At 61.5% G+C, this 19,673-nt stretch carries 16 protein-coding genes and 2 pseudogenes; 13 read left to right on the forward strand and 5 right to left on the reverse strand.

Translation table 11 applies throughout. From position 1 onward, the window contains the following. Nucleotides 1-96: 96 nt before the first annotated feature. From ABIC03_RS10605 to ABIC03_RS10645, 9 genes are all read left to right on the forward strand, one after another. A complete protein-coding gene (locus ABIC03_RS10605) occupies nt 97-1,650 on the forward strand; it encodes an oligosaccharide flippase family protein (RefSeq protein WP_354057850.1) in 1,554 nt (517 codons plus the stop codon). A gap of 3 nt (nt 1,651-1,653) precedes the next feature. After that, a complete protein-coding gene (gene asnB / locus ABIC03_RS10610; protein WP_354057852.1) occupies nt 1,654-3,492 on the forward strand; it encodes an asparagine synthase (glutamine-hydrolyzing) in 1,839 nt (612 codons plus the stop codon). A 3-nt stretch (nt 3,493-3,495) separates the two neighbouring features. Continuing rightward, nucleotides 3,496-4,584 (forward strand): glycosyltransferase family protein, encoded by a 1,089-nt coding sequence (locus ABIC03_RS10615; RefSeq protein ID WP_354057854.1) that lies wholly within the window; start codon nt 3,496-3,498, stop codon nt 4,582-4,584. 42 nt (nt 4,585-4,626) lie between these two features. Then, nucleotides 4,627-5,232 (forward strand): acyltransferase, encoded by a 606-nt coding sequence (locus tag ABIC03_RS10620; protein ID WP_354057856.1) that lies wholly within the window; start codon nt 4,627-4,629, stop codon nt 5,230-5,232. Continuing rightward, on the forward strand, nt 5,222-6,073 hold the full coding sequence (locus tag ABIC03_RS10625; RefSeq protein WP_354057858.1) for a class I SAM-dependent methyltransferase: 852 nt from the start codon (nt 5,222-5,224) through the stop codon (nt 6,071-6,073). Before ABIC03_RS10620 ends, ABIC03_RS10625 begins: the two co-directional genes overlap by 11 nt. 3 nt (nt 6,074-6,076) lie before the next feature. Next, complete coding sequence (locus ABIC03_RS10630; protein ID WP_354057860.1) at nt 6,077-7,009, forward strand: NAD-dependent epimerase/dehydratase family protein; 933 nt, start codon at nt 6,077-6,079, stop codon at nt 7,007-7,009. Nucleotides 7,010-7,172: 163 nt separating this feature from the next. After that, nucleotides 7,173-8,195, forward strand: a complete 1,023-nt coding sequence (locus ABIC03_RS10635) for a glycosyltransferase family 4 protein (protein WP_354057862.1) — start codon at nt 7,173-7,175, stop codon at nt 8,193-8,195. Nucleotides 8,196-8,658: 463 nt separating this feature from the next. Then, nucleotides 8,659-8,913, forward strand: a complete 255-nt coding sequence (locus tag ABIC03_RS10640) for a hypothetical protein (RefSeq protein ID WP_354057864.1) — start codon at nt 8,659-8,661, stop codon at nt 8,911-8,913. Further along, entirely contained in the window at nt 8,901-9,566 is a 666-nt protein-coding gene (locus tag ABIC03_RS10645; RefSeq protein WP_354059698.1) for a hypothetical protein, read from the forward strand. Before ABIC03_RS10640 ends, ABIC03_RS10645 begins: the two co-directional genes overlap by 13 nt. Here ABIC03_RS10645 and ABIC03_RS10650 read toward each other — a convergent pair. Beyond that, nucleotides 9,524-9,891: pseudogene (locus ABIC03_RS10650) on the reverse strand (GDP-mannose 4,6-dehydratase); the annotation flags it as partial. The gene ABIC03_RS10645 and the pseudogene ABIC03_RS10650 sit on opposite strands and share 43 nt — an antisense overlap. 290 nt (nt 9,892-10,181) lie before the next feature. On the opposite strand from ABIC03_RS10650, the gene rfbF reads away from it, so the two are divergent. Together rfbF and rfbG are read left to right on the forward strand one after the other, a co-directional pair. Continuing rightward, nucleotides 10,182-10,952, forward strand: a complete 771-nt coding sequence (gene rfbF / locus ABIC03_RS10655; protein WP_354057866.1) for a glucose-1-phosphate cytidylyltransferase — start codon at nt 10,182-10,184, stop codon at nt 10,950-10,952. Further along, a complete protein-coding gene (gene rfbG / locus ABIC03_RS10660) occupies nt 10,949-12,022 on the forward strand; it encodes a CDP-glucose 4,6-dehydratase (RefSeq protein WP_354057868.1) in 1,074 nt (357 codons plus the stop codon). The genes rfbF and rfbG overlap by 4 nt, the downstream gene beginning before the upstream one ends. On the opposite strand, the gene ABIC03_RS10665 is transcribed toward rfbG, so the two are convergent. From ABIC03_RS10665 to ABIC03_RS10675, 3 genes and pseudogenes are all read right to left on the reverse strand, one after another. Continuing rightward, nucleotides 11,916-12,443 (reverse strand): CBS domain-containing protein, encoded by a 528-nt coding sequence (locus ABIC03_RS10665; protein WP_354059609.1) that lies wholly within the window; start codon nt 12,441-12,443, stop codon nt 11,916-11,918. The genes rfbG and ABIC03_RS10665 overlap by 107 nt on opposite strands. Nucleotides 12,444-12,619: 176 nt before the next feature. After that, nucleotides 12,620-12,949: pseudogene (locus ABIC03_RS10670) on the reverse strand (CoA transferase); the annotation flags it as partial. A 134-nt stretch (nt 12,950-13,083) separates the two neighbouring features. After that, nucleotides 13,084-13,398, reverse strand: a complete 315-nt coding sequence (locus tag ABIC03_RS10675) for a hypothetical protein (protein ID WP_354057870.1) — start codon at nt 13,396-13,398, stop codon at nt 13,084-13,086. 196 nt (nt 13,399-13,594) lie between these two features. Here ABIC03_RS10675 and ABIC03_RS10680 point away from each other — a divergent pair, with 196 nt between their 5' ends. Further along, nucleotides 13,595-16,219: a M10 family metallopeptidase C-terminal domain-containing protein gene (locus ABIC03_RS10680; RefSeq protein ID WP_354057872.1), complete on the forward strand. Its 2,625-nt coding sequence runs from the start codon at nt 13,595-13,597 to the stop codon at nt 16,217-16,219. A 108-nt stretch (nt 16,220-16,327) separates the two neighbouring features. On the opposite strand, the gene ABIC03_RS10685 is transcribed toward ABIC03_RS10680, so the two are convergent. Then, nucleotides 16,328-18,220 (reverse strand): acyltransferase family protein, encoded by a 1,893-nt coding sequence (locus tag ABIC03_RS10685; RefSeq protein WP_354057874.1) that lies wholly within the window; start codon nt 18,218-18,220, stop codon nt 16,328-16,330. Nucleotides 18,221-18,427: 207 nt separating this feature from the next. Here ABIC03_RS10685 and ABIC03_RS10690 point away from each other — a divergent pair, with 207 nt between their 5' ends. Continuing rightward, nucleotides 18,428-19,660, forward strand: coding sequence for a class I SAM-dependent methyltransferase (locus tag ABIC03_RS10690; protein WP_354057876.1), 1,233 nt, complete (start codon nt 18,428-18,430; stop codon nt 19,658-19,660). Nucleotides 19,661-19,673 lie beyond the last annotated feature (13 nt).

The raw sequence follows: 19,673 nt of genomic DNA on the forward strand, positions 1-19,673 counted from the left end.
TCCCTTTACTGACTGCTAGCCCCAATTCGCGATACATAGGGGAACCCTGATTGCCGAGGGAGCAAGGCTTGCTGAGGTGATGGCCGGGTGGCTGGCATGACGTTGAGAAAAACACCGCCCGATCTGCTGGGGAATTCCGCCTGGAATGCGATGGCCTTCGTGGTAGCCGTGGTGCTGAACCTGGCCATTCTGCCTTTCGTGATCACCCATCTCGGCCTCGCGGCATTCGGTGTCGCAGGTCTTGTCACCGCATGCATTGCGCCGGCACTGGTGTTCAGCAACGCGCTCGGGCTGTCGACGTCGCGCGAGCTTGCACAGCGACTGGAGCCATCCGAGCGCGACGATGCGCGACGCCTGTTCGCGACCGCGGTCATGCTCGCGGTCGGCGCGGGCGGGCCGATCGCCATTTTCCTTTTGGTTGCCGGGGCTCCGCTCGCGCGTCTCGGATTTCATCTGGCCGGTCCGGCCGCCGAGGATCTCGCGCTGGCGTTCGCGCTGGCCGGTATCGGCTGGTTGTGCCAGTGTGTATCGGCGGTCTTGATTTCGTTGTTCACCGCGCGGCAAGACTATGCCCGGATCGCCTCGATCGGCATCGTCAGCACCGTGGTCTCGACTCTTTCGATGCTCCTCCTGATCCCCGCCGCGCCATACGCATCGACATTCCTGGGTTGCCAGGCGCTGGGGTTGGCGATTGGCCTGCTGCTGGCCCTGGCCTGGTGCAGCGGCCAAATGCGTCAGTGGCTGGCGCCTCCAGCCTTGCATCGCGAGGCGCTTGGCAGGCTGGTTCGGTTCGGCGGATGGCAGGTTGCCGCACAGGGCGGTGCGCTGCTTGCGGGGCAGGCCGATCGATATCTGCTTGGCGCGCTGCTACAACCGCAGTTCGTCGGTTTCTACGGCGTTGCGCAGCGCCTGCAGGAGGCGACCTATATCGGTATCCTGAAGGTCGGAGAGATCCTGTTTCCCTTCTTCAGCACGCTGCAAGAGGAGAGCGAGGACCGCAAGGTCGATCTGCTGTTCCGATCATCATGGGTGCTCAACGTCCTGGCCGCAAGCGCGCTCGGCGGATTGATCCCCGTGGCCGGTCCGCTGCTGCATGTTTGGACCGGCGCCGAGGTCGCGGCCGAGGCTGCACGGGTTCTCGTCGTCCTGTCGATTGCCGGGATCCTCGGATCGAGCGCGAACGTCTTCGGCTTTTACTTGCTGGCGCACGGGCGGTCGCGCTCCAACGCGCTCATCGCCTTGATCACGGGTGTCGTCACACTCATGACCAGCGCCATCGCATTGCCACGCTTCGGATGGCACGCCGCAGGCTGGAGCGCATGCGCCGGAATGATCGCGCAGATGGCGACCATTGTCTTCCTGTTGCGCCGTAGTTTTGACGTCGCCGGCATGTGGTCGCGCATCGTGCATTGCGTGCTGATGCCGCTCGGCATCGGCATCGCGACGGCGCTGGCGGTGCGAGACGGTCTCGACCGCGCGCCATTCCAGCCCGCGCCGTCCTGGTGGTCGGTGGGAGCTGTCTCGTCGGTGACGGCCGCGACCATTTTCGCGATCGCGGTTGCGGCGTCGCAATTGGGTCCGTATCGAAGGGCTTGCCGGCAAGATATTCGTTCGATCGTCAGTCGCTTCTTGCCCATCAAGGCTGTCTAGGACATGTGCGGAATCGCAGGCATCGTAAATCTGGGTGGCAATGCGGTCGAACCGGCCGACATCTCGCGGCTGACCAGCCTGATCGCGAATCGCGGTCCGTTTGGCGAGGGGACCTGGTTCAGCGCGGACCGAAGCCTCGCATTCGGGCACCGCCGGTTGGCGATCATCGATCCCGGCGAGGGCGGCTATCAGCCCATGCTGTCCGCGGACGGCCGCCATGTGATCGTGTTCAACGGCGAGATCTACAACTTCCTCGAGCTTCGCCGCGAACTCGAGGCGCAGGGCGCGGTGTTCCGCAGCCAATCCGATACCGAAGTGATCCTGGCCGCTTGGCAGGCCTGGCGGGAAGACATGCTGCCCCGCTTCAACGGCATGTGGGCCTTGGCGATCTTCGACACCAGCACCCGCGAGCTGTTCCTTGCGCGCGACCGCTTCGGCATCAAGCCGTTGCTCTATGCCGCGTCGCCGGAACGATTCATCTTCGCGTCCGAGCAGCGGGCGCTGGTGCGGAGCGGACTGATCGATACTTCCGTCGACATGGAGGTTGCACGCCGGCTGCTGCTCGATGCCTTCGGAATCGAAGGAAGCGAGCGGACCCTGTTTCGGCAGGTTCGCCGCCTGCAGGGCGGCCACTGCATGTGGCTTCGCCAGGGCAAGGTCAGTGTCAAGCGTTGGTGGCGGACCGTGGATCATCTGCCGCCGGTGCCGGCCACCGAAGCCGAGCGTGTCGTGCGCTTTCGCGAGCTGTTCCAGGATGCTGTGGCGCTGCGCATGCGCAGCGACGTGCCGATCGGAACATGCCTGTCCGGCGGCTTTGATTCGTCGGCCGTGATTTGCGCCATGGCCGCGCACGAGAAGGAAGGCATGGGGCCGCGCGACAGCACGGCATGGCGGCACGCCTTTGTTGCGACGTTCCCCGGCGCCTTGAACGACGAGAGGCCGATGGCCGAGGAGGCCGCCGTCTGGGCCAATGTCGATCCTACTTTTCTCGAAATCGGACAGGCCGATGCGCTGACGGACCTCGATCAGATTCTCGACGACCTCGATGACGTCTACATCGCGTTGCCCAGCGCCATATGGCTGCTCTATCGGCAATTGACCCAGAACAACGTGACGGTGTCACTCGACGGCCACGGCGCAGACGAGCTGATGGGCGGCTATTTGCAGGAAGGACAAGCGCGCGCGTTTCAAATACGGAACGCGGCAGAGGACCTCGCGTCGCGTTCGAAACTGGCCCGGCGTTGTGTGGATGTCCTGCGTGCGTTGGACCTCAAGCGCAAGGGCGTGTATTTTCTGCGCGGTGGCCTGCGCAATCTTCCCGCCCCGCTCCCGCTGATAGCGGAGGACGATGTGCTGCCGCGTGAATGGGGTGGCTTGAACAAGCGCCTCTATCGGATGTTTCACAGCACGGTGCTGCCCACCATCCTGCGCAACTTCGACCGCCTTTCGATGGCGCACGGCGTCGAAGTTCGCATGCCCTTCATGGATTGGCGGCTGGTGACCTATACGATGGCGCTTCCCGAAAGCAGCAAGTCGGCAGACGGCTATACCAAGGCTGTTGCCCGGCGGGCGATGGCCAATTTGATGCCGGAGTCCATCCGCACCGCGCGCCGCAAGGTCGGCTTCAACTCGCCGATGCCGGAATGGTTGAACGGACCGCTGGCCAGTTGGACGGCCGACCTGCTGGACAAGAATGTGCCGGCGTTTGCGGAGCTGGTGGATGAAGCGGGTCTGCGCGCGGCGGTCAGCCGTTTGACGGCCTCGAAGTCCTGGGACTGGGAGTCGGTCGGGCGGATCTGGCCGTATCTGAATATGAAATGGATGTTGGCGAGGTACGCGTAAACGATGCGTCTATTCCAGAATAGCGCCCTCTATCCGTCTTATCTGCCGCGGTTGGATCAGCTCGCGGCCAGCACGCAGAGCTTCGCGGAGCGGCGGCGCGTGTTTCTGCACGACCGTTTCGGCGCGTCGCATTTTCTTCAACCGGTGCTCGACGGTTCGCCGGAGGCCTTCTTCACCAATGGGGACGACGAGGTCTTGCAGCGCCGCTGGGCGCGCGAGCAGGGCATGTCGGGCGAGCCCACGCTCGAGGCCATTCTGCTCGCGCAGATCGAGCATCACGCCACCGAGGTATTCTACAATCTCGATCCCGTGCGGTACCCGAGCGCATTCGTTGCCAAGCTGCCGGGCTGCGTGAAGAAGGCGCTGTGCTGGCGTGCCGCGCCGTCGGGAAATGCCGATTTCACGGCCTATCGCGCCGTGCTCGGAAACGCACCATCGATCCTCGATATCTGGCGCCGCAACGGATGCCGGGTCGAAACATTCTTTCCGGCGCATGATCCGGTGATGGACGAGTATGGTCACGGCGAGCGCCCGATCGACGTCGCCTTCGCCGGCGGCTACTCGCGCCACCATCGCGTGCGGGCCAGGACTCTGGAGCAGGTCGCGCAGCTCGCCGATAGACGCAATATCGTGCTTTGTCTCGATGCATCGCGCCTGACCAGGCTCGCGGAGAGCACGATCGGGCGATTGCTGCCACTGCGACAGCACCGGCGCCCCGATGCCATCGCCGCCATTGCGAGGCTGCCGGTGTTCGGCAGAGCCCTCTACGAACTGATTGGCTCGTCGAAGATCGTGTTCAACGGCGCGATCGACATGGCCGGCACGGATCGCGGCAACATGCGTTGCTTCGAGACGATGGGATGCGGCGCACTGCTTGTCTCCGACGCCGGTAGCTATCCCGCCGGCATGCAGGAGGGCGTGACCATCGAGACCTACGGTACCCCCGAACAGGCCGTCGAGGTCATTTCACGCAGTCTGCAAGACTGGCCCAGAATGGCGGAGATCGCTGCGCTTGGTCGGACCCGCATCCGCGACATCTACAGCAAGGACGTGCAATGGAAGCAGTTCGGCGACCTCGTCGGACGGGTTTAGCCGTGCTAGAGCGTCCAGAACGACGCGATTTCAGTTGATTGCATGACCCTCGACTTCCTGATCCAGCGGCTCACCGGCCGCAATACCGACTACCTGATCCAGCGCATGATGGGCCGGGCGACTTGCCGTCTCGGCGACGGGGCAGCGCTCGGAGCCAGCGCGAGGATCAGGAACATCCGCGGCGATCTCGACAGGATCGTGATCGGCCCACAGAGCCGGATCCTCGGCGAACTCATGACCTTCGCCCATGGCGGCGAAATCAAGATCGGCGAATGGTGCTATGTCGGCGAGGGAACGCGGATCTGGTCGGCCGGCTCCATCGAGATCGGAAACCGGGTTCTGATCTCCCATTCGGCAAATGTCTTCGACAGTCTGACCCATCCGATCGGGGCGGCCGCGCGGCACGCGCAGGTCCGACAGATCTTCACAAGTGGTCATCCGCGCGAACTCTCGCTCGACGAAAGCCCGGTCCGGATCCGCGATGATGCCTGGATTGGCGCGGGAGCCATGGTGCTGCGCGGCGTGACGGTTGGGCAGGGGGCCGTGGTGGCGGCCGGGGCAGTCGTGACCAAGGACGTGCCGCCCTTCTCGATCGTGGCCGGAAATCCGGCTGTGCTGGTCAGGGAGCTCCGGTCCGATGAGCGGTGACGACAAGTTCACGACGTGGGAGGATGCCGTTGTCTGGCTGCGCAATCAGCCGGATCAGGGTCAGCTCGTGCGCGACGCCTTCTACGATGATCCGCTGATCGCCGCCGCCGAGCGCTATTTTCAGAGTTCCGAATGGCAGGCGGTCACGGCGCTCCTGGCCGGGCGCTCCGGCTCGGCTCTCGATGTGGGAGCGGGTCGCGGCATTGCCAGCTACGCGCTGGCTCGGAGCGGATTCGAGGTGACTGCACTCGAGCCCGATGGCAGCGCCATCGTCGGCGCTGCGGCAATCCGGGCTCTTGCGGCGAGCACGCAGCTGCCCATCCACGTGGTCGAGGAGTTTTCCGAGCGCCTGCCGTTCGCCGACAACACTTTCGATCTCGTCTTCGCGCGCGCCGTGCTCCATCATACGCGCGATCTTGATGGTGCCTGCCGCGAGATGTTTCGTGTGCTTCGCCCAGGCGGTATGTTGATCGCAGCGCGTGAGCACGTGATCAGCAAGGAAGGCGATCTTCAGAAATTCCTCGATCAGCACCCGCTGCATCACCTCTACGGGGGCGAGCATGCCTACCTGCTCGACCGCTATACCGGTGCGCTGAAGTCGGCGGGCTTTGCCAGTGTCGAGACACTGGCTCCGCTGCAGAGCGCCATCAATCTGTTCCCGTATACGACGCAGACGCTGCGATCCGCGGTCGTCGAAAGATTGACGCGGAAGATTCCCGTCGGTCCGCTGTGGCGCGCCGCATTTGCCTCGCAGCACGTCTTCGCATCCCTGCTCGCGCTTGCCGAGCGCTTTGGCCACCGGCCCGGCCGGCTCTATTCGTTCGTCTGTCACAAGGTCTAGGACATGTCCACGTGGGTTACCGGTGCGAACGGATTCATCGGACGTCATCTCGTTCGCGAACTGGCGGGCGCCGGGCATGCGGTCCATGGCGTCGGCCACGGTGCGCTCGATCCGGCCGAGGCACAGGCACTCGGTTTGCAGACCTGGATCAATGGTGAAGTTGACGCTGCCAATCTGAATGCGCTCGCCGCCTTGCACGGCCTGCCGTCGCACGTCTTCCATCTGGCCGGCGGGTCGTCGGTCGGGCTCTCGATCGCGCGTCCGTTCGAGGATTTTTCGCGGACCGTGACGAGCACGGCGCGTCTGCTCGAATGGCTCCGAAGTTTTGCGCCCAGCAGCCGGCTGATCGTGGTGTCGAGCGCCGCGGTCTACGGCGCCGATCACACCGGTCCGATTCCCGAGCGCGGGGCACTTCTGCCGATGTCGCCCTACGGACACCACAAGCTGGTCATGGAACAGCTGTGCCAAAGCTACGTCCAGAGCTTCGGCATTCACTGCATGGTCGTGCGGCTGTTCTCTGTCTACGGACCCCACCTCCGCAAGCAACTGCTCTGGGATATCTGCTCTCGGCTGCAGAGCGAGGTAGAGGCGTTGAATCTCGGCGGGACGGGGGCCGAGATCAGGGATTGGACCGACGTTCGTGACGTCGTTCGCTTGCTTGCGCGCGTCGCGCAAGCGGAGTGGCAGGATGATTTTGGCGTGATCAATGGCGGTTCGGGGCGCGGCGTGAGCGTGGCCGATATTGCCGAGGGACTGATCAGGCATTGGGACAGCAAAACGGTCGTGCGCTTTTCCGGCGTGGCGCGGCCAGGGGACCCGACGAGCTTGCTCGCAGACAACGGGCGCGTGCTCGCCATGAATTTCGATTGGCGCATCCCGCTGGAGCGCGGTCTGGCCGACTACGTCGAATGGTTCAGGAGCCAGGCTCGTGCCTGAGCGCGCGCCGCTGCGGATTGCATTCACCAACATCCCACGTCGGCTATGGGCGGGTGGCTACAACTATCAACGCAATCTGTTCGAGGTGCTCAACCGGCATTCTCCGGGGACGGTGGTCCCCGTGGTGTTTGCCGGAACGGCGGACGATCCCGAGGAGATCGCGGTGCTGGCCGGCATTCCCGGCGTTGAGGTCGTGCGCTCGCCGGTGTTCGATCACGCCGCGACCGGTCTTGCCCGCGCGACGGACCTCGCGCGCGCGATTGTCTTTGGTTTGGACGCACCTGCCGCCGCGGCCTTTACGGCCAGCAGGATCGACATGGTGTTCGAATCCGCGCGCTTCTTTGGCTGGCGCCTGCCGTTTCCGGCGGTCGCATGGTTCCCGGATTTCCAGCATCGACTACTCCCACATCTGTTCTCCAGGAGCGCATATTGGCGGCGTGATCTCGGTTTCCGGGTTCAGATCGCATCCGGCCGGCACATCATGTTGAGCAGCGCCACGGCGCTCGGCGATCTCAAGACGTTCTATCCGGGCAATTCGAGCGGCGTCTCGGTCGTCCGGTTTGCGACCGAGCCGCCCGCCAGTCTGCTCGCCACGCAGCCGTCCGAGGTGATTGCGCATTATGGTCTTTCGTCACGGTATTTTTATCTGCCAAACCAGTTCTGGCGGCACAAAAATCATCAAAGCGTGGTCGACGCGCTTGATCTGCTGAAATCCCGGGGGCTGGATGTCGTCGTCGCGGCATCCGGCAGTACGCAGGACTTCCGCGAGCCCGGTCTCTTCGAGGCGATGATGAAGGAGGTCAAGGGGCGCGGCCTGGAGATGAATTTTCGACATCTCGGAATGATTCCGCTGGATCATGTCTACGCGCTCTTGCGCGCATCAACGGCGCTGATCAATCCTTCGGAGTGCGAGGGGTGGAGCACCACTGTCGAAGAAGCGAAGTCGTTTGGTGTCCCGATGATCCTGTCCGACATCGATGTCCATCGCGAACAGACCGAGGGGGGCGCGCGATACTTCGGCATCCGCGATCCCAAGTCGCTGGCCGATCACATGTCGGAGGTTGCGCAAACCGCCGGGCCTGCGTTCGTGCGCAATTTGTTGCCGAACCTGGAGCATCGCGTAGAGGCGTTCGTTGCGGATTTCATCCGGCTGACTCGGGATGTGATGGCGTCGCGGCGCGGCTAAGACTGATTGGAAGCGTGGATGCGCATGACCATGGTTCGCTCAGAGTGACCGAATTCTTCGGTGCCCGACGAGCGCGCGCCGACCCAGGCCTGCTCAGTTGGCAGCAATATTTACAAGTTGATGCCGCAATGCTAGCAGGTACGCGTAGTAGCGCGTCTTGCTCGTAGTCATGATTGACATCGATGCTATTGGGCGTTTTGCACCTCCCGTCACAACGATCGGATTATTGATCGTCTCGGCAATCGGATGTCAGCGATCAACCGATGACGAAGACTTGGTTGACGAACGCAGCAATAGCGGTTTGGATCTCAACTAACTCAGTCCTTATCCTCTTGTATGGCATGAGTGGCACGAAGGGCCATGCAGCCATGACAGCGGCTGTCATGATCGCGCCGCTGCTCGTCATGCGAGGAAATTTCAGCCGCTACCGGCAGACTATTCGTTCGCTGCATTGGCAGCGCTCATGGTGGCGTCCGTAGTCGTCAACGGTCGAACGACGACTGATCGCGACTATGCGCTGCTCGCCCTTTCAATGGCCGCCTATCCCGCGTTTCGGGCCGTGGGTAGTCGTTTTGATCTCTCGCGTTTCTCCTACATCACGGCGGCGCTCGTTTTGGTTGGGACCCTGCTGACGGCTTGGGCGGTGGTTTACGATCGGAGCGGCGAGTACAACCGCTCGTTCTGGGTTTCCACGAAGGTCCGACCGTGTTTTCGCTGACGTGGTGCTTCCTGGTCTTTGCTTTGCTTTCAATGAACTTGTCGTCGCTTCAATGGCGTGTTGTTGGCGGATTGATCGCCTTGCCTGCGTTCGTGGTTGCCGCAGCAATGGTGCGACATCCTTTCATCGCCCTGGCTGTCACGCTCGTTGCGACGGCCAAGATGGGCAGTCGGCGCCAGATTGCGGTAGCCGGCGTCGTGGGTCTGAGCATTGTCATCGGTTTGGTCGTGCGTCCCTCGATGTCCGGCAAGATCATCGGGCTTGTCGTGGAGAATGCGCAGAAGCCGGTCGTGGCGTGCGATACCGAGGATACCTTTGCGATTAGAATTATACTCGCAAAGGAAGCCTTGAACCTGTTGCCGAAGGTTGGTCTTCTCGGCCAAGGCATCGGAACGTTCGCTCAACAATCTTGCTACAAGACGGAGCCGCACAACGTTTGTACTGCAAGCCGCAGTCGAGGTTGGTGTTGCCGCAGCGCTGCTTTTGGCTGCTGCGTTCGTTTCGGCGGGATATCGGCAGCAAAGCGGACGCACTCCAATCCCGCCGCGTCCTTTGTGCTTGCTGGCCTGATATTCGTCGGGATCGAGTTTTTGATGAGTGGCTCGCCGACGTCGAAGAACAGCGTTTCGGCCCAGCGCTTGCCTTCGTCGTAGCAGGAGCGAATGCCGATCGGGCTGACGTTGCCCCAATAATCCTCGGTCTGGGGATGGATCAGCCGATCGCCATAGACCTCGCTGTGGAGGCCTGGAAGATGCGCGCTTTGAGCCGCTTGGCGAGGCCGAGCATGTTGATGGCGCAGTGCACCGAGGTCTTGGTGGTCTGGACGGGATCGCGCTGGTCGTGGATCGGCGAGGCCGGGCAGGCCAGGTTGAAGATCGCGTCGACCTCGGTGTAGAGCGGGAAGGTGACGTCGTGCCGGACCGCCTCGAACAGCAGATTTGCGATCAGATGGGCGATGTTGCGCCGGCTGCCGGTGAACTGTCCGCTGATCCGTCCTTGGCGCTAGGGGCTCGATCGGTCTTTAGCAAGCATGCTACCCGATGAAGCCGCTGCCCCGAGCCGACGAACATTCGGCAATTTCATAGCCATTTGACGGCACGACCGGTTCTCGGAGAGGCTGTCAGCCTCATGCCGCTATAGGGGAAATGCCAAGAGGGTTGCTCCTGCTGAGATATTGCCTTTAAACCTCTCGCTGGAATGGATTTTCCCGGTCGCGGCCGGTTTGTATAGAAGTTGCGATGAATGCGTGTTCCCGTCTGGAGAGATCAATGAAGGTCGTAATTCTTGCCGGAGGTCTCGGTACCCGAATCGCCGAGGAAACCAGCACCCGTCCGAAGCCGATGGTCGAGATTGGGGGCCGTCCGATCCTCTGGCACATCATGAAGATCTACAGTCATTATGGCTTTAATGACTTCGTGATCTGTCTTGGTTACCGAGGCTACATAATCAAGGAGTACTTCGCGAACTACTTCCTGCACATGTCCGATGTGACTTTTCATATGGCCGAAAACCGAATGGAGGTGCATCGCGAAACTGCCGAGCCATGGCGGGTCACCCTGGTCGACACCGGGGAAGACACCCAGACCGGCGGGCGGTTGAAGCGGGTGCTGCCTTACGTCGCGGACGAGCCTTTCTTTGCGTTGACTTATGGGGACGGCGTCGCCGACATCGACCTCGCCGCCGAGATCGCTTTCCACAAGGCGCATGGGCGGCGCGCCACCGTCGCGGTGGTGCGGCCTGCAAAGCGCTTCGGCGCGGTTGCGATCGAGGGTGACCGGGTCGTCAATTTCGAGGAGAAGCCGAAGGACGATGGCGGCTGGATCAATGGCGGCTTCTTCCTGCTGTCGCCGTCGGTCGGTGATGTCATCGCGGGCGACAAGACGATATGGGAGCGCGAGCCGATGGAGCAACTCGTGAGTGGGGACGATCTCCGCGCCTATGTGCATCCCGGCTTCTGGCATCCGATGGATTCGCTGCGGGATCGCAGTTTCCTGGAGGGCGAATGGGCGAACCTCCGCGCCAAATGGAGAGTCTGGTGACGGATCCCGCATTCTGGCGCGGCAAGAAAGTCTTTCTGACCGGGCACACCGGTTTCAAGGGGGCATGGGCCTCGCTGTTGCTGCGCCGCTTCGGCGCCAGCGTCTACGGGTATGCGCTCGAGCCGACGCATCCATCCTCGCTGTTCGTGACGGCGCGCATCGCCGACGACATCAGGCAGCGCATCGCCGACATTCGTGATCTCTCCGCCTTGCGCGCCGCAATGACTGAGGCCGCGCCGGACATTGTCATTCACATGGCGGCGCAAGCGCTGGTGCGGCCGTCCTACGAGGAGCCGGTCGAGACCTTTGCGACCAATGTGATGGGCACGGTGCACGTGCTGGAGGCCGCGCGGCAGCTGCGATCGGTACGGGTGATCCTGAATGTCACCAGCGACAAATGCTACGAGAATAACGGGGCGGGTATCGCCTTTCGTGAGGTCGATCGGCTCGGCGGCGACGATCCCTACAGCAACAGTAAGGCCTGCGCCGAGCTCGTGACGCACTCCTATCGCGACAGCTTCTTCAATGCGAAGGGCGCGGCACGTATCGCGACCGCGCGCGCCGGCAACGTCTTCGGCGGCGGCGATTTTGCGCGCGACCGTCTGGTGCCTGACGCAATGCAGGCGTTCCTTGCGGGCGAGGCCTTGCGCATCCGCAATCCCAACTCGGTGCGGCCTTGGCAGCACGCCCTCGATCCGGTGCTCGGCTATCTCACGCTGGTCGAGCGGCTCGCGGGCGATGATCATTTCATCGGCGGCTGGAATTTCGGGCCCGATGCCGCAAGCGAGGTGCCGGTCGGGACCGTGGTCGAACATCTGATCGCGCTGTGGGGCGACGGCGCGCGCTGGACGGCCGATGCCGGCCCGCACCCGCACGAAGCTGCCTATCTCAAGCTCGACTGCGCCAAGGCGCGCAGCGAGCTCGGCTGGACGCCGCAGCTCGATCTGGCCCAGGGTCTGCGTCTCACCGTCGACTGGTACGAGGCGCTGCGCGAGAGCCGGGACCTGCGCAAAGTCTCGCTCGACCAGCTCGATCAGGTCGTCGGCGCGTCGTCGAGGACGGTCGCGTGATGTGACGGCTTGCGGCGGCCGGGGCCGAAGAAAGCGGACCGCCGCGTCTCGACCGATCTCGCTGTGGCGCGAATGCGCAGGAGATCCTTGCGGGCAACCAGGACGAGATGCCCGGTCGCGTGCTCGACGATCGGCACCGTCCGGCGCCGGCCAGAACCATCCGATCGGCGACATGCGACACGGGCTCGTCCGGATAGCCGAGCGTGAGCGAGCTGTCTGAGGCGCAGTCGAACAGGGTGGCGCGACCATCGGCGCTTGCGGCACGCCAGCGCAGGAGGTCCGAGCGGCTGACGAGTCCGGAGACCCGTCCGCCCGCATCGATCAGCGGATAGGACTTGTGACGTCGTTCCCCATCGGAGAAAAACGATGCCGCTTCGCCGACGGTCATGGTCGCGGGCAGGGTATCGACATCCCTCACCATCACTTCGTTCACGCGAAGTAGGTCGAAGGGGGCGATGTCGTAGTCGCGCACGAGTGCTGGCCGCGCCGCACGATCTTTTCGCTCAGGATCGAGCGCTTGAGCAGCAACACGGTGAGCGCATAAGCAGCGCTCGTGGCAATCAGAAGTGGTTCCAGCATCGCAAATTCGCCGGTCAGCTCGATGCCGAGCTTCTTCTTCACGTCGGGGCGGAAATTCTCCACCACAACGTCGGCCTTGGCGGCGAGGCGTTTGAACACGGCGAGCCCGCGCTCGTCCTTCAGGTTCAGCGTCATCGCCCGCTTGTTGCGATGCAAATTCTGGAAGTCGGAGCCCCGCCGCGGCCCGCCCGGCTGCTCGCCGCCGGCATCCTCGGTGAGCGCGTCGATCTTGATCACGTTCGCGCCCCAGTCCGCGAGCTGCCGCACGCAGGTGGGCCCGGACCGGACGCGGGTCAGATCGAGCACGGTGAAGCGTGACAGGGCTTCCGAGGCATGCGGAAAGGGCATCTTGATGGGCTCCGGGACAGATTGTGGGCCTACCATAGTGCCGAAAGACCATGCGGCAAGACATCACGCGGCAGGTCTGGGCCGCGCGGATGCCGCCTGTCGAAATGCAATAGCTGAAGGGCGCCCGCGGACGATCAGCGCGCCAGCCGCTTCAGCTCGGCGCGCGCCTGCTCGGCCAGCGGGTCATCGCCGTGACGCGCAATGAACAGCTCGAAGGCCCCCCGCGTTCCCACACGACGGGCGGATTCGTACTCCTCTGCTACCGCAGCCGAGGGGTCGCGGGCCATTGGAACGGAGGGGGCGCGCCCCCCTGTGCCGCCTTGCTTGCCACTCTCGTCCGCATTGGCTTTCCCGACCATGACAGGCAATCCTCCGAAGGGTAGATGGTCCGGCCCGACGAGCGCCACCAGGGCGCCGAACAGACCGGCCGAGAGGGAACGTAGTTTCATGATTTCACTCGCAACACGCAGGCCGGAACCGACATCCCTTGTTCTGGCCCGTATGACTACGGGATTTGATGGCTAACACGGCCTTATGGAAGGAGTCCGGACCGGCTCGCCAAAATTAAACCAAACGTTTAACTCTCAAGCTAGAATCACCTGTCGCGCCCCGAATCGAACGGGGCTTGCTGCTTCGGAGATTCCCTTGGCTACCACCGTCAACGTCAGTGCGACTAACAACGCCGAGATCGACGGCCTGCTGTCGGGCTACAAATGGTCCGGCGCGATCACCTACAGCTTTCCGGACGCTGCAAGCGACTACGCCAGTTCCTACAGCGGCGGCAGCGGTGAGCCGACGAAGTCGGGTTTTGCCTCGGCGCCGAGTCAGATGCAGGCGGCCATCAATTACGCGATCGGACTGATCGTCGGCTACACCAACGCCAGCATCCAGTACGCCGGGACGAACGGCGCCGACATCATGGTCGCGCAGTCGCCGGCCGCCAATCCGACATCCTACGCCTATTACCCCGGCAACTACGCGGCCGGTGGCGACGTGTGGTTCGGAACCGGCTACAATTATTCGCTGGCAGCGCTCGGCAACTACTATTTCACGACTGCGTTGCACGAGCTCGGACATGCCCTTGGCCTGAAGCACAGTCAGGAAGCGGGCGGCCCCGCCAATGTCGCGGTGCCGAGCGCGCACGACGACAGCGAATACACCGTCATGAGCTATCGCAGCTATGTCGGTGCTTCGACGACGAGCGGCTACACCAACGAAGCCTATGGGTATCCGCAGACCTATATGGCCAACGATATTCTCGCGCTGCAGACGATGTACGGCGCGAACTACACGACCCAGGGCGGGACCACCGTCTATACGTGGAGCCCGACCACCGGGCAGGAATTCATCAATGGCGCTGGCCAGCCGGCCGACAATGGCGGTGCCGCTGGTTCGGCCAATCGCATCTACGAGACGATCTGGGATGGTGGCGGCGTCGATACCTACGACCTGTCGAATTACACGACGAACCTGAGCATCAATCTCAATCCAGGTGCGTCGTCCCTGTTCTCGTCGGTTCAACTGGCCAATCTCGGAAACGGCCATTACGCGTCGGGTAACGTCTACAATTCCTATCTCTACAACAACGACGCGCGTTCCTACATCGACAACGCGATCGGCGGCTCCGGCAACGACACGATCATCGGCAATGCCATCGCCAACGCACTGAACGGCGGTTCCGGCAATGATACGATCACGGGCGGTGGCGGCAACGACACTATTATTGGCGGCGCCGGTACCGATACGGCGGTGTATTCGGGCAATAGGGCCAACTATTCTATTTCTTTCAATGCGAGCACGCAGACGTTCACCGTCACGGATTTGCGTGGCGTCTCGCCCGATGGCGTGGATACCGACACCGGCATTGAGTACCTTCAGTTCGCAGATAGCACGGTCGCCAGCTCGTCGTTGATTCCTGTCACGATAGAAGCAATGGGCATGACTGCGCTCGTCCAGTCGGGCGGCCTCTATAATCTTGACCCGGTTGGCGCCGGCACAGGGCCAACGCTGAAATATCAGGGCACGGCTTATGTGGCCGGGCAGTTTGGCAGCTGGACTCCGATCGGAGTTGAGCAGATCGGCTCCGGCTATCAGGTGGCCTGGAAGATGATTGGCGTCGATAACTATTCAGTGTGGAGCACCGATAGCAACGGCAACTACATCTCCAACGTGGTCGGTGGCGTCTCCGGCTCAAGTGCTTCGTTGGCGTCATTCGAAAGCGCTTTTCACCAAGACCTGAATGGGGACGGCATCATTGGTTTACCATCGAGAACGGTGATTGAGTCCTTCGGATCAACAGAGCTGATCAAGGTGGGTTCTAATTTCTATTTTGGCGACGTCGGCAGCGGCAGCGTGGGCCCGGAGTTGACATACAACGGTTCGCCATTCGTGGACGGTCAGGCGGGCGGATGGACCCCGATCGGCGTCGAGCAGACCGGCTCCGGCTATCAGGTCGCCTGGAAAGTGGCCGCCGCTGACAACTATTCGGTGTGGAGCACCGACAGCAATGGCAATTATATTTCTAACCTGATCGGCGGTGTGTCGGGCTCAAGCGCCTCGTTGGTGTCATTCGAGAGCGGTTTTCATCAGGACTTGAACGGAGACGGGGTAATTGGAGCGTCGGCAGCACCGACAGCGGTGATCGAATCTTTCGGTTCGACCAAGCTGGTCCAGGTCGGCAGTAATTTCTATCTCGACAACATTGGTAGCGGCGCGGGCCCAGAACTGAAATATAACAGTTCTCCATTTGTGGCGGGCCAGGCGGGTGGTTGGAGTCCTATCGGAGTCGAGCAGATCGGCTCCGGATATCAGGTAGCGTGGAAAGTGGACGGCGCCGATAACTACTCGGTATGGAGCACCGACAGCAATGGCAACTACATTTCCAACTTGATCGGTGGTGTGTCAGGGACAAGTGCTTCATTGGTGTCCTTCGAGAGCAGTTTTCATCAGGACTTGAACGGAGACGGGGTCATTGGTGCGTCGCCAGCACCGACGGCGGGGATCGAAGCTTTCGGTTCGAACAAGCTGGCCTCCGCTAAGTTCTATTTCGGCAACCTTGGAGATGGCGGCGCTAGCCCGGAACTGAAGCATGATGGTTTGCCATTCGCGGACGGTCAGGCGGGCAACCTGATCGGTGGGGTGCTGGGCTCAAGCGCTTCGTTAGCCGCTTTAGAGAGCAATTTTCATCAAGACCTGAACGGGGACGGTGTTATTGGAGCTCTCCGCGAGGCAGTCTTGAATGGGGAGCAGCATTCGGGGTTCTTTTTCTAGTTGACCGTCGTTCGCGTCCTGCATTCATGAACCGGAACGTCTTGGTGTGCTCTCCCTGGGCGACGACAAAATCGCGGCAGCAGGGGACTCGTGTCACGCGATCGCTATTCACTTTGCCGTCGATAGTGCGGTGTCCATCTTCTGGATCGCCTGAGCAGCAAGGATTGCGCCATTCGTTGTCAGATGACCGTAGTCCCAAGTGACCAGATCGCTGGTTGAGCCTGGAATTTTGGTGAGGCAACCTTCGTTGTTGCAAAACAGCCTGATCAGGGAAATGTACCGCGTCCCATTCTCTCTGGCGATGCGTTCAATTCCGTCCTCGATGGCAAGTGTCTTGCTGAGGTCAATTTGCAAGCGGCCTGGCAACATATCCGACCTGTGCTGCAGCCAAGATTGCAGCAGGCGCGAGGGAAGGCTCGGATCGAATCTCGGAGCAGGTCCAAGGACGAATATTTCGGCTACGCCGGCTGCCTTTATCGTCGCGATCGTTTCCTCAAGCATAGCTGCATACGCTGATCCGGTCTTCCAATCGTTTGGATAATTCTGCCAGGCACCAAATAAGATGACAGTCTGGGGGGGGTGTTTCCGAATTAGCTCGAAGACCGCCGCATTGCCGTCGCGACATCCCGACGACGCAGGTTCGCCAAGTCCGAGCAGGGGGGCGCAACCATTTCTGGTGAACTGCGAGATGCGCTCCGAACCGAAAACCTCCCGAAGACCTGGCGAGAGCCGCGCAGCATGAGAGTCCCCCCAGATCACGATGGCGTCGCTGCGATTTGTCTTCAGGCATACCGGCAGCAGCTTGGAAGTATCCTCGTCATTTCCGAGCCAGCACCCTGGATTGTAGGCATCCGTCTTGAAATCGTAGCGTTCGTAGGCGACGGCGGCTTGCAATGCCTCCGGTAGCCGGCTGGGGACTCCATGCGCAAATGCAATTGAAAAGCCGGCCAGTCCGACAACGGCAAGCGACGCGACAGCGCCCCGCACGAGAGGCGAAAGTCGAAGATGCTTCTTGAGCGGCACTTCGACCGCCAGGTAGGTCAGGATTGCTAGACCGATGCTCGCAACCAAACACGCCGATGCCTGCCATGGCGCGAGTGTAGTGCCATTCTTGATATAGGCGAAAACCAGGATTGGCCAATGCCATAAATAGAGCGGGTAGCTGATCCTGCCCAGGAAAACCATCAAGCCGCTACCCAGCGACCGCATCGCAAGTCTCGATGTTGCGCCGTAACGGATCGCGAGCATCGACCCAACAACGATCACTAGCGCGAACCTGTTTGGCCAAGCCGCCTGGCCGCCGCCAAAGAATGCGACGAGTGCGATCATCGACACTCCAACGATCACACCGATTGTAGAGTTGGCAGACTTGGCGCTTCCCGTTTTCATCACCGCCAACAAACCGCCCGCCGACAATTCCCAAGCCCGTGCAAGCGGCGAGTAGAAAGCTGCAGAGGTGTGGCCGAAATGGCTGAGACCCCAGCAGTGCAGAAGTGACAGCAGACTAATGGTGAGAAGCATCCATTCCATTCGGAGACGGAATCTCACGCCGACAAGCATCAATACCGGCCAGACCAGATAGAATTGTTCTTCGACCCCGAGCGACCAGAGATGCAGCAGCGGCTTTGTCGATGCGGCAAGATCGAAATAGCCAGCTTCAGACCAGAACAGCAAGTTGGGTAGGAATAAGGCTGCGGCGGCCACTTGTTTCCCGAGCGCTTCGAAAAGACTGGGCGTCAAAAAGACCCAGCCGAAGCTCAGCGCGGTCGTGGTTACTAACAGCAACGCCGGAAACAGACGACGCGCCCTGCGCGCGTAAAAGCCCGCAAATGAAAAGTCATTTGCCAGAATGACGCCCGTGATCAAGAATCCAGAAATGACAAAGAAGACGTCAACTCCGACAAAACCGGCGGGGACAACTTCCGGAAAAGCATGAAAACCAAGGACCAGGAATACGGCGACCGCGCGTAACCCATCGATTTCGGGACGGTATATCGTCATAATCTCAACGCTGCTGCTGCCAATTCTTATAGCCCTAACACGCGTGGCGACGATAGGGGCACGAAGAAGCGCGGCCTGCACTCAACCATCGGTCCTGTCGCGAGAAACACTGGTTTCACAGGGGAGGCGGTGACATCGAATGGCGCGTTTGCAATGTCGCGGACTTCACTTATAAGGCGACTTACTTCCCCCGATTTGGAACTATAGATGGCGCGTACAATTAAAGGCTGCGAGGTGTGCGGCGGGTCCGAACTCAAGGATGTGCTGGATCTTGGACGCCATCCGCTGTGCGACGATCTCGTGCCGGTCGGGAATCCGGGGATTCCTGAAACATATCCGATAGATATCGTCTTTTGTCCGACTTGTAAGACGGCTCACCAGGCGTATCAGGTTCCCAAACGGACGTTGTTTCCGAGTACGTACCACTACAGGGCACGGCACACCGCAGATGTGCTGAACGGAATGCGTCAGCTGATGGAGCGATGCGAAAAGCAGGTCGGTTCACTGAAAGATCTGTTGGTACTCGACGTAGGGTGCAACGACGGCAGCCTGTTGTCGACCTTCGGGGAACGAGGCGCGAGAACCGTTGGCGTCGAGCCGACCGGCGCCGCCGCAGACGCGAAGCAGGCCGGTCACACGGTTTATCAGGACTACTTCGCGCCTTCGCTGGCTGAAAAAATTGCGGCGAGCGGTGGTCTGCCGGACATCATCACGTTCACCAATGTTTTCGCGCATATCGAGGATCTGCGGAGCGTTCTCTCGGCCGTCGGCGCCCTCATGGGGCCGACCACGCTGCTGGTCATCGAGAACCATTATCTCGGCTCCGTGCTCGATCGCTATCAATTCGATACGTTCTATCACGAGCATCCGCGCACCTATAGTCTGACGTCCTTCCGGTACATCGCCAAATCGCTTCAGGCGCGGATCGAGGCACTGGAGTTCCCGGCACGCTATGGCGGCAACATCCGGGTCATGATGCGGCGAGGGGACGGTGAGGAGCAGGCTGCTCCCGAACTCGCCAAGGTGGACGCAGTGGAAGGCGGCTTCGAGCAGCGCCTGCTCGACATGGCGAAGCGGATACCTGCGTGGCAGAAGAGCAAGCGCGCCGAAATCGAAGCGGCCGTTTCTCGCCATGGTCCACTCGTCGGCAAGGCCTTTCCGGGCCGCGCGGCTATCCTGGTGAAGCTGCTCGATCTCGATCAGTCCACCCTGCAGGCGGTCTACGAGAAGCCGGGCTCGATGAAGATCGGGCACTACATCCCGGGCACCCGCATCCCGATTCTTTCCGACGATGATTTCGACAAGCGGCCGAATCGGGATGTGCCGCTTCTCAATCTGGCTTGGCACATCTCTGGTGAAATTCAGGGGTACATGCGCAAGCAGGGATATGGCGGTCAGATCATCGATCTATTTTCGCCAGAGGAATTTGAGCGGGCCTAGTGCTGCGCGTGAC

The organism is Bradyrhizobium sp. RT6a, assembly GCF_040547675.1.
Taxonomy (GTDB): Bacteria; Pseudomonadota; Alphaproteobacteria; order Rhizobiales; family Xanthobacteraceae; genus Bradyrhizobium.

Bases quoted from the DNA above. Each gene is read 5' to 3' on its own strand.
- ABIC03_RS10605 (WP_354057850.1), top strand. From the start codon at position 97: ATGACGTTGAGAAAAACACCGCCCGATCTGCTGGGGAATTCCGCCTGG.
- asnB (WP_354057852.1), top strand. From the start codon at position 1,654: ATGTGCGGAATCGCAGGCATCGTAAATCTGGGTGGCAATGCGGTCGAA.
- ABIC03_RS10615 (WP_354057854.1), top strand. From the start codon at position 3,496: ATGCGTCTATTCCAGAATAGCGCCCTCTATCCGTCTTATCTGCCGCGG.
- ABIC03_RS10620 (WP_354057856.1), top strand. From the start codon at position 4,627: ATGACCCTCGACTTCCTGATCCAGCGGCTCACCGGCCGCAATACCGAC.
- ABIC03_RS10625 (WP_354057858.1), top strand. From the start codon at position 5,222: ATGAGCGGTGACGACAAGTTCACGACGTGGGAGGATGCCGTTGTCTGG.
- ABIC03_RS10630 (WP_354057860.1), top strand. From the start codon at position 6,077: ATGTCCACGTGGGTTACCGGTGCGAACGGATTCATCGGACGTCATCTC.
- ABIC03_RS10640 (WP_354057864.1), top strand. From the start codon at position 8,659: ATGGTGGCGTCCGTAGTCGTCAACGGTCGAACGACGACTGATCGCGAC.
- rfbF (WP_354057866.1), top strand. From the start codon at position 10,182: ATGAAGGTCGTAATTCTTGCCGGAGGTCTCGGTACCCGAATCGCCGAG.
- ABIC03_RS10665 (WP_354059609.1), bottom strand. From the start codon at position 12,443: ATGGTGAGGGATGTCGATACCCTGCCCGCGACCATGACCGTCGGCGAA.
- ABIC03_RS10675 (WP_354057870.1), bottom strand. From the start codon at position 13,398: ATGAAACTACGTTCCCTCTCGGCCGGTCTGTTCGGCGCCCTGGTGGCG.
- ABIC03_RS10685 (WP_354057874.1), bottom strand. From the start codon at position 18,220: ATGACGATATACCGTCCCGAAATCGATGGGTTACGCGCGGTCGCCGTA.
- ABIC03_RS10690 (WP_354057876.1), top strand. From the start codon at position 18,428: ATGGCGCGTACAATTAAAGGCTGCGAGGTGTGCGGCGGGTCCGAACTC.